The organism is Salinimicrobium sp. CAU 1759 (assembly GCF_054482715.1).
Map to the genome: position 1 here is coordinate 371,949 of NZ_JBTLRK010000002.1, position 11,800 is coordinate 383,748.

The 11,800-nt window shown below is 42.2% G+C and carries 9 protein-coding genes; 4 read left to right on the forward strand and 5 right to left on the reverse strand.

Translation table 11 applies throughout. The annotated features are described in order from the left end of the window. Nucleotides 1-36: 36 nt before the first annotated feature. The 3 genes from ACXYMT_RS12770 to ACXYMT_RS12780 all read right to left on the reverse strand — a co-directional run bounded on the left by ACXYMT_RS12770 (nt 37) and on the right by ACXYMT_RS12780 (nt 1,928). Entirely contained in the window at nt 37-195 is a 159-nt protein-coding gene (locus ACXYMT_RS12770; RefSeq protein WP_459059488.1) for a hypothetical protein, read from the reverse strand. 85 nt (nt 196-280) lie between these two features. Continuing rightward, on the reverse strand, nt 281-1,246 hold the full coding sequence (locus ACXYMT_RS12775) for a DUF438 domain-containing protein (RefSeq protein WP_459059489.1): 966 nt from the start codon (nt 1,244-1,246) through the stop codon (nt 281-283). A gap of 205 nt (nt 1,247-1,451) precedes the next feature. Next, entirely contained in the window at nt 1,452-1,928 is a 477-nt protein-coding gene (locus ACXYMT_RS12780) for a glutathione peroxidase (RefSeq protein WP_459059490.1), read from the reverse strand. A 344-nt stretch (nt 1,929-2,272) separates the two neighbouring features. Between ACXYMT_RS12780 and ACXYMT_RS12785 the strand changes: the two genes are divergently transcribed. The 3 genes from ACXYMT_RS12785 (at nt 2,273) to ACXYMT_RS12795 (ending at nt 7,612) form a co-directional block, all read left to right on the forward strand. Further along, on the forward strand, nt 2,273-3,829 hold the full coding sequence (locus ACXYMT_RS12785; protein WP_459059491.1) for a glycogen synthase: 1,557 nt from the start codon (nt 2,273-2,275) through the stop codon (nt 3,827-3,829). A gap of 770 nt (nt 3,830-4,599) precedes the next feature. Further along, the gene (locus ACXYMT_RS12790; protein ID WP_459059492.1) at nt 4,600-6,141 is read left to right on the forward strand and encodes a SulP family inorganic anion transporter; all 1,542 of its coding nucleotides are present in this window, start codon (nt 4,600-4,602) and stop codon (nt 6,139-6,141) included. Nucleotides 6,142-6,175: 34 nt separating this feature from the next. Then, on the forward strand, nt 6,176-7,612 hold the full coding sequence (locus ACXYMT_RS12795) for a TonB-dependent receptor (RefSeq protein ID WP_459059493.1): 1,437 nt from the start codon (nt 6,176-6,178) through the stop codon (nt 7,610-7,612). Nucleotides 7,613-7,662: 50 nt separating this feature from the next. On the opposite strand, the gene ACXYMT_RS12800 is transcribed toward ACXYMT_RS12795, so the two are convergent. Then, nucleotides 7,663-9,876: a tetratricopeptide repeat protein gene (locus tag ACXYMT_RS12800; RefSeq protein ID WP_459059494.1), complete on the reverse strand. Its 2,214-nt coding sequence runs from the start codon at nt 9,874-9,876 to the stop codon at nt 7,663-7,665. Nucleotides 9,877-10,014: 138 nt separating this feature from the next. Between ACXYMT_RS12800 and ACXYMT_RS12805 the strand changes: the two genes are divergently transcribed. Continuing rightward, nucleotides 10,015-11,046, forward strand: a complete 1,032-nt coding sequence (locus ACXYMT_RS12805) for a hypothetical protein (protein ID WP_459059495.1) — start codon at nt 10,015-10,017, stop codon at nt 11,044-11,046. A 137-nt stretch (nt 11,047-11,183) separates the two neighbouring features. On the opposite strand, the gene ACXYMT_RS12810 is transcribed toward ACXYMT_RS12805, so the two are convergent. Then, a complete protein-coding gene (locus ACXYMT_RS12810) occupies nt 11,184-11,621 on the reverse strand; it encodes a PepSY-like domain-containing protein (protein WP_459059496.1) in 438 nt (145 codons plus the stop codon). Nucleotides 11,622-11,800: the final 179 nt, after the last annotated feature.

The following is an 11,800-nucleotide window of genomic DNA, read 5'->3' on the forward strand; positions in this document are numbered from 1 at the left end:
CAGGCCGGGAAAAGAAAAGGTGTAGGGGGAGGAATCTTAGTTGAAGAAGTCGAGGTAGTCCTGGGAACTCGTCCGGATATTTTTAATATCCTTGAGGTTCCTTTTTAACCTGTAACTCTGCCTTCGGTTTTGAATCAATAATATGATCAAAAAGAGAATGGCAATTCCTGCAATACCTGAAATGAAATATTCCATCTTTTTTGCATTAGGCCAATAAAAGTAATGTAAAAAAGCAGAAATTAATTACGGCTTCCCATAATTTGTTGCAGTTCTAAAAAAATTAATTCCAGTCAAGTAATCTTTTTTCTCCTTCTATCCCTTTAATATCAGTAATGTCCTGTGACATTTCAATTACTCCGCGGTAATTTTCCCTTTCATCCCTTACAGCAAAATACCTGATGTAAATAAGTCTGCCCTTGAAATCGAACCAGAAGGAAGCTTCATTTTTGGTGCCTTTTCTAAACTCCTCCAGGATCTTTAGCACCATTCCCACGCTCTTTGGAGGGTGGCAAAATTTAACTTCTCTTCCTATGATCCCCGCACTTCGGGGAAACACTCGCTCATCCCCACGGTTGTAAAAGATCACCTTATCGTTCTCATCTACATAAGTGAGATCAAGCGGCATGGTTCGCAAAAGAAGATTTACCTGCTCGACCGTCATATATCCTTCATTATAGTGGGATGCTTTTTCTGTATCAAATGCATGTTCTCTTTTAGTGTGGTCTATTAAAGGATGAATATAGTCCTCTTCCATTGACACGGGATACCCTTCCGGCTTGTCTGCCAACATCCAGCCAATCTCCTCTTCGCCCTTTCTAACCTGCATCCAGTCATTTTCACTAAGGAGCTCCATTGAATTTGGGAAGAGCACATTATCTTCCACCAAAAGAAGTCTGAATATGCTGCTTACCAGGTACTGCGCATCCCGTGTTGCTTCAGAAGATTTTTTGTCTTCAATCTTCTTTCTCAATAACCGGAACTGTTCCCGGATGGTGTCGTGAAATGACCACATATTTTTTGACGGCCCGGTCCAGCCTTTTTGCTCCAGTACCGGAAACAGCTGATTCTCCTTTCGCTCGAATCTCCTCTCGATTTGCTGAAGTTGATTGAAGATATTGTAGAATTTCTGATCTTCAGTTCCTGGGTCGGTCTCAAGTAGTTCCTTTCCCAGGCTTTGGATCAATTCCTTTTCTTCAGAATAGATACTAACCGGATGTCCTTTTGGTAAGGCTGAAGTTTCTGTCATAGCACAAAATTTTCAGCAAATAAAGAGGATAATCAAATCCTGTTTTATGACCTCAATCACAACACCAGGAGAGGTTTCAAAATAGTAATATTCCGTCAAGCTGAACACTTGCTTCAGCTTCTTATTGATGTTGATTTTTTGGTGAAGATCCTGAAAAAATTCAGGATGACGTTTTCCTGGCTTTTTAATAGGCTTTGTTAAAAAGCTAAAGCAGCATTTTGATTTCCTTCTCTAAATTTTCCGGCTTTGTGATAGGTGCAAATCGCTTCACAGGTTTACCTTCCCGGTCGATAAGAAATTTGGTGAAATTCCATTTTACCTTGCTGCCCAATAAGCCGCCCAGCTCTTTTTTCAAGTATTTAAACAGGGGGTGAGCTTCTTTGCCGTTGACCTCCACTTTGGAGAACATAGGGAAAGTAACTCCGTAGTTCACCACACACCCCTCGGCAATGGATTTTTCATCTCCCGGCTCCTGCTTTCCGAATTGGTTGCAGGGGAATCCAAGGACAACAAATCCTTCTTCCTTGTATTTTTTGTAGAGTTCCTCAAGTCCTTCTAACTGCGGAGTAAATCCACATTCAGAAGCTGTGTTGACAACCAGCACGACCTTATTTTGGAATTCCTCCATACTTTTTTCCTTACCCTGCAGGTCTTTTGCCGAGTGCCTGTAAAATTCTTTCATGGAAAATACTTTTTGTAAAAATACTGATTTTGAATTTTAATCTAATAAGCGCAGCTGACATGCAGCGAGAGTACGGGTTTTTACAACCGGTGGGGACCCCTTATCATTGGCGTTTAACTCAGGGCTTTTGAGGCCCTAAGATTTTATCTTCCATAAATTCTGTTCCAGAAGAAAAAATGACGCTTTTTTTTTTGCCTTTTGATCCATTTCAGGAAAAAAGGTGAACTAAAACGTTTGAAGTAACTTTTATTTAATACTAATTTAACCTTTTGATATGCTGGCAGTTATGGCTTTAAAAAGTATTTTCGTCCTGTGAACGTGATGGTAATTTTTAGGATAAAACTATGAACAATTTTCTTTTTGTCGCTTCAGAAAATGATGCAATTTCTAACTGCAAAGTTGGTGGGGTAGGTGATGTGATCAGGGATGTTCCCCGTCAGATTTCCGATAGGGGTGACCGGGTGCACGTGATCGTTCCTTCTTATTCCCGCCTGCACAAAATGGGGAGATTAAAGGCAACTTTAGATTTTGAGCTAAGGGGCGAGGTTTATTCGGCTCAACTCTATGAGGTTGCACCAAAAGAACATCACGAAAATATTACTCATTATGTAATTCATCATCCCGAGATCGAGGCAGGCAGCATCGGCGGAGTTTACCATCATGATCCCTATGAGCCCTTTTTCACCGACGTGATCAAGTACACCATTTTCTGTACTGCAGTGGCCGAAGCTGTAAAACAGGGGCATTTTGGAAAGCTGGATATTATACATCTTCATGACTGGCACTCCAGCATGTTGTTGTTCCTGAAGAATTTCCACCCTGCTTATACAAAACTAAAGAAGGTGAAATTTGTCTATTGTATCCACAATCTTGCTCTCCAGGGGATACGTCCTTTTGAGCACAGCTATTCTTCTTTAGCTACCTGGTTTCCTAATATAGACTTGAACAGGGAAGCTCTTCAAGACCCCCGTTACCATAACTGCTTTAACCTTATGGCTATGGGAATCAGGTTTGCCGATTCTGTACATACTGTTTCTCCTTCCTATAAACAGGATGTCTTGCTGCCCAGTGAAGCACCAGAATTCATAGGTGGGGAAGGCCTGGAAGAAGATCTTAGACAAGCTGATAAAGAAGGCCGTTTCCACGGAATTCTCAACGGCTCAGATTACGAGAAGGTACCCGTTAAAAAAGGAAAGCTTTTCCAGAATATTGCCACTACAATTTTTCAGCAGCTCCAAAGAGAAACTCACAGAAGTAAAGCTGAATTTCTTGCTCACACAGGCGAGAAAATAGTTCCTTTTTTAAAGAAGCGTCCAAAGTTCATTTGCGCCAGTGTGGCACGGCTAACAGAGCAAAAGTTCTATTTCTTTAAACGTTCACCTGAAGCCTTGCTGCAAATCCTCGATCAACTTGAGGAAGTAGGGGGAGTTTACGTCCTTCTGGGAACCGGAGCTCACGATTATGAGGACCTGTTGAAGGGTCTAAGTTATAAAAGAGAGAACTTCATTTTTATCAATACCCAGTGTGAAGCGGTAGTAAATTCTATTTACAGGGATACCGATCTATATTTTATGCCAAGTCTCTTTGAACCTTGCGGTATCAGTCAAATGCTGGCAATGCGTAACGGTCAGCCGTGTTTGGTCCACCACACCGGCGGACTCAAAGATACAGTGCAGCACGTGCATACGGGGTTTGCCTTTGACGGCAAGACCTATGATGAAAAAGTATACAATATGGTAGAGAGTTTTAAAGAGGCCTTATACCTTTTCCAGCACGAAAAAACAACCTGGAAGCAGATACAGGTAAATGCCAGGAGGATGCGCTTTACCTGGAAAAAATCTGTGGATGAGTATTATAAACTGCTTTACGCCTTCAACCCCGCTGAGGTAAGAGTGGCTTAAGGTTAGTAAGCAGTGGTCAGTTTTCAGTCGTCAGCACCTTCTTTTGTAATAGGGGGGCAGGGTCAGAAAATTAGAAATAAAAATAGTTGTCTTTATAAATGAAACTTCAAAATAAATTTTATAAAAACACCTATAATTGAGAAGAATTCTCTTTTAAGTATCCCCTCCTTCGGAGGGGTGCCTGTAAGGCGAGGGGCAGAGCTTATAAGAGAGAGGGACGAATTTGTGATCACTGGGCAATATTCAGGATAAGCTTGCCTGAAAGATTTTTTACAGGATCCATACCCATGCATATGACTCAAAAAAGGCAAAAATAGCTATCTTTTATTGTCCTTGAATTTTTGCCTTATGGAGCTCCATTATTTTCTTCGAAAATGATTTATTCATTCATTACAACAAGCTCCCTTTGCTCCTTTACAGGAAAGGCATTATACAACAGGGGAAAATGCTGCCAAATTTTTTATTTTGCTTTAAACTGGAAGGATTCCTGACGCAACGGAGTTTTTAATTTTGTCCTTACCACAGTAATACATTTGAGGTGCTCGGGCTTTACAGTTGAAGAGCACTATTACGTTTGAGTGTAGAAGTTCCTTTTTTCTTTTGCTCGTTTCCGGAATAAATGTCTATTTTTGCCGGCTTTATGACGAGCACTAACAAAATATCCGTTTCGCCGGTTACTCCGCCCTGAGATAATTCTCTTTCTCATTTTCCTCCCTTTTATGATAGGGAGTGTCTTTCTATAAATTAAATTTATTTCAATACCATTTTAGATGAAAAAGATCTTCAACCTGTTCGATTTTTCACAAAAAGTAGATTATAAAAATGAAGTGCTGGCAGGGCTTACGGTAGCGCTTGCATTAATTCCAGAGGCGGTTGCTTTTGCAATGATCGCCGGGCTTTCACCTTTAACAGGTCTTTATGCTGCTTTTGTAATGGGCCTTGTGACCTCTATCCTTGGAGGCCGTCCGGGAATGATCTCGGGAGCCACCGGTGCAGTGGCAGTGGTTATTGCAGCACTGGCAATTTCTCATGGACCTGAATATGTATTTGCCACTGTGGTTCTCGCAGGAGTTCTTGAATTGTTAGCTGGAGTGCTACGTTTGGGAAAATTGATTAGACTGGTGCCCCATTCAGTAATCTTTGGTTTTGTGAACGGTCTCGCCATTATAATATTCATGTCTCAGCTGGATCAGTTTAAAACCCTTAATGAAGCCGGCGAGCTGGTATGGATGACAGGCCAAAATCTTTACATCCTGCTGGGTCTGGTCTTACTCACCATGCTCATCATTTGGGGACTGCCTAAGCTAACCAAAGTTTTTCCTTCCTCCCTTGCAGCAATTTTAGTTGTTTTCGGGCTGGTTGCTTTCTTTGGAATAGATACTAAGACCGTAGGAGACATTGCCTCCATTGAAGGAGGTTTTCCTCCTTTTCATATCCCAATGGTGCCCTTCACCTGGGAAACTCTTGCTTTAATTTTCCCTTTTGCAGCAATCATGGCAGGAGTAGGACTAATTGAAAGCTTACTAACCTTGAATATCGTAGATGAACTTACCGAGACCCGTGGAAGGAGTAATAAGGAGTGTGTGGCGCAGGGAACTGCAAATATACTTTCAGGTTTCTTTTCAGGAATGGGAGGCTGTGCCATGATCGGGCAGAGTTTGATCAACGTTTCTTCAGGAGCAAGAGCGAGACTATCAGGAATTGTTGCTGCTGTAATGTTGCTGGTCTTCGTGATGTTCGCAGCAAATATCATAGAATTATTGCCCATGGCTGCTTTAACAGGAGTAATGATCATGGTTTCCATAGGCACATTTGAGTGGGCAAGTTTGAGAACTTTCCGAAGAATGCCAAAAAGCGATGTATTGGTGATGGTTCTTGTGACCTTCGTTACGGTTGTACTTCACAATCTTGCACTTGCAGTTCTCGTGGGAGTGATCATTTCGGCTCTTGTTTTTGCCTGGGATAATGCTAAAAGAATTAGAGCTCGCAAGTATGTTGATGATAAAGGAGTAAAGCATTATGAGATCTACGGGCCCCTTTTCTTCGGAAGTGTAGCTGCTTTTAATGAAAAGTTCGATGTTACAGGAGATCCGGATGAAGTGATCATTGATTTCTCTGAGAGCCGAATCGTCGACATGTCGGGAATTGAAGCCGTTAACAGGCTAACCGACCGTTACCTGAAGCAGGGTAAAAAACTACATCTTAGGCACCTTAGCCGCGATTGCAGACAACTTCTTAAAAATGCCGATGAGATCATCGAGGTCAACATCCTTGAAGATCCCACCTGGAAAGTTGCTACAGACCGAATTTAATTCTTAAATTCAAGTCGTAACTAAATTTGAACTTATGAAATTCAGAGATAGAGACGACATAGAATTTGATCCTGTGCCTTCCTTGAAAAGTAAGGCTCTTAGGGTTAATCTAAACGAGCACATCTACGGCACCTTTGCCGAGATTGGAGCAGGACAGGAAACGGTGCGTAACTTTTTTCGTGCCGGGGGCGCTTCAGGAACTATAGCAAAGACTATGAGCGCCTACGACAAGGATTTTAGTGATGCTATCTATGGAATTGAAAAGGATGCCCGTTATGTAACCGAAGCCCGCCTTAAAAGCATGCTGGAATACGAGACCAGACTCCTGGAGGCACGTATCTCCAGGGAAAAACATCCGGATAAGCTCTTTTTTAGTTACGCCAATACGGTTACCACTATTGACTTCGCCAAGAAATACAAGGGTCATGGTTGGCTGGGTATAAGATTCCAGACAAACCCTAAGGAGGAATTTAACGAGATTATTATTCATGTTCAGTTTCACGAGAATAATGCAGGCCTTCAGCAAATTACGCTGGGCACCATGGGTACTAATTTAATTTACGGGGCCTTCTACCAGTATGATGATGCCAAAGTTCTCCTGCAGCATCTCTATGATCATCTCAACAGCGACCAGGTGGAGATAGATATGATCAATTTTACCGGGCCTGTCTTTAAAGATGTTGACAACCGCTTGATGAGCCTTCAACTAGTGAAAAATGGAATGACTCAGGCGGTGATGTTCGCTTCTTCAGGCAATAACGTTTTACCTGCCAATGAGCTGTATAAGAAGAACATTCTCACACTACGGGGAAGCTACCGGCCGGTTACTAAGGTGAACATGAACATGTATGAACAGTCTCTTGATCTTTTTCTAAAAGAGAGAAAGGTAAAGAAGGAAGAGACCAGAGTCATTTTTGAGATCACCTTATCGAACCTAAAATCTGAAGGAGATATTGACGAAAAAGATTTTCTTGATAGGGCAGATCTTTTGGGTTCTCTGGGACAAATGGTGATGATCTCGAATTTTCAGGAGTATTATAAGCTGGTTGAGTACTTTTCCCAATTCACTGCAGAGAGAATGGGATTGACTATGGGAGTCAACACCTTTATCGCTTTGTTCGATGAAAAGTACTACCGCCATCTTAGTGGTGGTATACTGGAAGCATTCGGAAAACTTTTCTTCAGAGATCTAAAGGTCTATCTGCATCCGCTAAAAGATCCCGATACAGGAGAGATCATTACCAGCGATAATCTTAAGGTACATCCCCGCATGAAGGAACTTTTCAAATTCTTTAAGGACAATGGTAGGGTAGTGGATATCACCAATTACGATCCCGAGATCCTGGACATCTACTCCCGTGAGGTGCACAAAATGATCTCTGAAGGCAAGAGCGGCTGGGAAGACATGCTTCCTCCAAGAACCACCGAAATGATCAAGGAAAAGCGTTTGTTCATGCCTACAGAGGCCTGATGGGAAGAGGTGTCAAAAATGTCATTTTTGAAGCTTTATTCAAAACTTCTTCATGGCTTGTCAAAAGTAAAATCTGTTTCCTCTGCGGTCCTGCCGCTAAGTCCCCAGGCAGAATTAACTTTTGCAATTAAACGGGGATAGCGTTCATCTTTACGCAGGTCTGCAAATTCTTTGGGGAAAAGATATCTAATGATCTCGGTTGAAAAAGAACTCCAGTCCGATACATTTTTAAGGCTATGATAAGCAGCATTGATCTCACCATCAAGAATTTGAAGCATAGCCATAGGAAAAGGGTTAATACGGCTGTGGATCTCTTCTTTTAATTTTTGTCCCCACTCCCCGTTGCCATGCGCGTGATAACAAAAAGCCATCACTGCCTTTACTTCTGCCCTGGAAGGAGTACTTAAAGGAAGGGTGTGAGGCAGTGTTTTCTTTAAAGAGATCAACGCCTCTTCAAATTTACCGAGGTGATAAAGACTCAGTCCTTCGACAAAATGAGTAAAGCTATAATCAGGGTTGATCTCCCTGGCTCTTTGAGCTTCCTTCAGGCCTTTAGAATAGTTTCCATTTGCGAGGTAAATTATTGATAAAAAGATCCTGAAAGCAGGGGAAAGCGGATTCAATATCACCGATTTTTCTCCCACCCCAATAGCTTCCATAGTTCTTCCCATCATAAGATTGATCCAGCCTAACCATATATAAGCTTCAGCATAACTGGGGGAGAGATCGATGGCGGTATCAAATTCTTTTTTTGCAGCAGGAGCATTCTGTTCGACTGAATAAGCAATACCCAGCGCGCAATGTGCTTCTCCCAGTTGAGGATTTAGCTCTACGGCCTTAGTAGCAACAAATATGGGAGTGAATGAGCTTTTAGGGGCCGGCAGTCCATAATACTTTAAAAGGGAGAGGGAGTCAGCAAGTCCTGCCCAGGCAAGAGCGTAATTGGGGTCGAGGTCTATGGAGCCTTTGAAAAGGTCCAGACTGCGATAAATACCATCTTCTGTGCGTAAATCAAGGCTGCTCCTGCCCGAGGTGTACAGGCGGTAGGCTTCAAGGTTCTTGGTGGGGTGTTGTGCTTCCCGGTTTTTTTCCCGGGGAGACAGCCGAATCTTTAAGGTCTCTAAAATGTCATCTGTAACCTCATCTCTTATGGAAAAGATGTTCCCCGCAGTTAACTCGCGTTGATACATTTGCGACCATGCCTGCGTATCATTTGATGCATGGATAAGTCGTACATTGATCCTTATATTGTTGCCGGCCTGCTCAACTTCCCCTTCCAGGAGCCAGTTGACATGTAGTTCCCTCCCAATGCGGGAGGATGTTTTACCCTTTTTATTATAATTCCTGACAGAGGTTCTGGAAATGACCTGCAGATCGCTGATCCTGGAAAGGGCGGTAAGAATATCTCCATGTATACCTTCGGCAAAATGCATTTTTTTAGAGCTAAGATCTTCAAAAGGTAAAACAGCTATGCTCTTTCCGGAAATATTGGACTCCTTTGTTTCAGTTCTTCGGTCTGGTATTACTTCTGGTCTGTTCTTGATTTCTTCGGCAGTTTTAGTGACGAGATCTCGTATTCTAGGACCGGGTTCTTCATTCCATTCGGTCTTTAAGTACCTACAATAGTTCTCATACTCTTCAAGTGCAGCCTTGCTGTCGCCACTATTCTGCAACAGCTTTATGAGTTTGATGCGGAATTCTTCTGAATCAGGATCGAGCTCTATTCCTTTTTTTAGCCATTTTGCGGCACTGTCATGATCATTGTCTAGCAATAGATCATTGGCCAGTTTGGAACAGGCATCAGTAGCTATGGAGAGAAATCTGCTTCTCTCTTTTTCCAGCCAGTGATCATACTCGGGTGAAATGTTGCTGACAAAAAATCCTTTGAGAAGATCACTTCTATAGACCTGCAGTGCAGTTTCAGGATCCTGATTATGTATAGCCTCTTCAAACTTCAACGCATCTGAAGAAAAAGATTCCGGGACTATCATGATCTCCTCGGCACCTCTGTTCTTTAATGCTTCTTTTCCAAGGGTTTTTCTAATGTGATAGAGCATATTGCTCAGGGAATTACGGGCACTTTTTTGGTCCTGCTCCGGCCAGAAAAGTGGAAGCAGACTATCCCTGCGATGGAAACCTCGGGGCCGGTCCAGTAACAGGAAAGTAAGTAATGCCAAACGTTTGGGGCCGGCTAGAAAGGAATGCTCCAGTTCACCTTTCGAATTCCTTATTTCGGCCGGTCCTAAAATATTTAATTCGATCATTACGGGGTGCTTAACTCTTAGATTGAAATCTAAGACATAAAACAGAATTAACAAAGAATGGCCGGTAATTTTACGGGATATAATCAAGAATGGAAGGAGAAATTTTTGAGAATTACCATTAACTAAAACCATATTATTATGAACAGACAAAATTTTAAAAGGAGTTTTATTGCTGCAGGGATCTTTTCAATGCTTTTAACCGGCATTGTAAGTCTGGCGATATTTGTGGGCTGTGAACCGGAGAATTTACAGGATTCAGAAACGCTGTCACTGCAGGCAAAAGTTAATAAGAGTGTAAAGGCTAAACAGAATGTTGTGGAAGTAGTGACCGATCATATGGACCTGAAGGTCCCGTCCAGGATTCCATCGGGGTGGACGACCTTTGAATATATTAATAATGGTCATGCACCACACTTCTTTGTAATTGAAAGAATGCCCGAGGGAAAGACCTTTGAAGATAGTAAGGCAGAGATCGTTCCGGTTTTTCAGGATGCAATGGATGCCATAGTGGCCGAGGATTGGGATAAAATGAACGAGGCCTTCGCCGCGCTTAACGAAGTAGAGTGGTACAAAGAGGTGGTATTCACTGGAGGCCCCGGAATTGTTTCTGAAGGTCATACGGCCAGGAGCACAGTTTATCTTGAGCCGGGAACTTACACCATCGAGTGTTATGTCAAGAATGAAAATAATGTTTTCCATGTTACCATGGGAATGATCGAGGGTTTTACGGTGACAGAAGATGAAAATGGTTATGATGAACCTAAATCCACAATGCAGGTAAATATTTCCAATGCCTCCGGAATTTCCTTTGATGATAAAATACGGCCCGGAAAACAGATCATTAAGATCAACTTTAGAGACCAAACCACCTACGCTCATGCCCTTGGCCATGATGTTCACCTGGTCAAACTGGAGAAGAATGCCGATGTTGAAGGGCTTAATGACTGGATGAACTGGTCATCACCGGCAGGACTTCTCACCCCCGTTCCGGCGGGAGTAACCTTCCTTGGAGGTATGCAGGAACTACCCGCAGAAGATGACAACTATGAGTCCGGCGTAGGTTATATTGAAACCAGGCTCGAACCCGGCACCTATGCATTTATAGCAGAGATTCCCGATCCAAAGAGCCATAACATGTTTAAGATATTTTCTGTTCCTTCGGCCAGGTAGATATGGCTAACAACAAAATAAAAGAACACCGGTATCTGCCGGTGTTCTTTTATTCAAAAAAGATTAAGCTCCAAGGGAAACCAAAGGGAAAGAAAATAAGAGGGCTCAAAAAAGTCATTTTTGAGCCCTCTTATTTTCTAATCTTCTTTTAAAAACTTCCCGGAGGAATCAAATTCTAATTCGCGTCCATCTGCCAATTGTACTTCGTGCCCATCATCTTCTTTTTCCCAACTTACTACGTGGTCTGTCAGATTATTCTGCTCTAAATAAGCTCTAATGGCTTGCGGAAGTGCCTGAAGGGGAATTGTAAACCCTTCCTTACTGTCAATTTCTGTGACCTCACCGGCTTTATTAAAATCCAGCTTGATCCCGTTTGCCAGTTTGACCTCATACATCTCATCCTTGTCCCAGTTGTACCAACTGTCATTCTTCTCTACTTTTGCCACTTGTTCAGACGAGAAATGTTTCTTCAGGAAATCCTGAGAGCTTTGAGGTAGCTTACCCATATCTGCCTGGGCAAATGTAAGGGCGGTGGAAAAGAGTAACCCTATACCTGTCAAAAATAACTTTTTCATGACCTTTTATTTTAGTTCCATATAAATTTAGAATAAGCTTCTGTCTTAGCCGCTGGCAAAGGTTTAATATTCTGTTAAATAGAGTCCTTGGAGAGCTAAAAGTGAGAAGAGCCCTCTTAATTACTTACAAGTCATAAAATAATCTTATAAAACTATCATCTGCATTAGCATTTTTCATT

Bases quoted from the DNA above. Each gene is read 5' to 3' on its own strand.
- ACXYMT_RS12810 (WP_459059496.1), bottom strand. From the start codon at position 11,621: ATGAAAAAGTTATTTTTGACAGGTATAGGGTTACTCTTTTCCACCGCC.
- ACXYMT_RS12770 (WP_459059488.1), bottom strand. From the start codon at position 195: ATGGAATATTTCATTTCAGGTATTGCAGGAATTGCCATTCTCTTTTTG.
- ACXYMT_RS12790 (WP_459059492.1), top strand. From the start codon at position 4,600: ATGAAAAAGATCTTCAACCTGTTCGATTTTTCACAAAAAGTAGATTAT.
- ACXYMT_RS12805 (WP_459059495.1), top strand. From the start codon at position 10,015: ATGAACAGACAAAATTTTAAAAGGAGTTTTATTGCTGCAGGGATCTTT.
- ACXYMT_RS12785 (WP_459059491.1), top strand. From the start codon at position 2,273: ATGAACAATTTTCTTTTTGTCGCTTCAGAAAATGATGCAATTTCTAAC.
- ACXYMT_RS12780 (WP_459059490.1), bottom strand. From the start codon at position 1,928: ATGAAAGAATTTTACAGGCACTCGGCAAAAGACCTGCAGGGTAAGGAA.
- ACXYMT_RS12795 (WP_459059493.1), top strand. From the start codon at position 6,176: ATGAAATTCAGAGATAGAGACGACATAGAATTTGATCCTGTGCCTTCC.
- ACXYMT_RS12800 (WP_459059494.1), bottom strand. From the start codon at position 9,876: ATGATCGAATTAAATATTTTAGGACCGGCCGAAATAAGGAATTCGAAA.
- ACXYMT_RS12775 (WP_459059489.1), bottom strand. From the start codon at position 1,246: ATGACAGAAACTTCAGCCTTACCAAAAGGACATCCGGTTAGTATCTAT.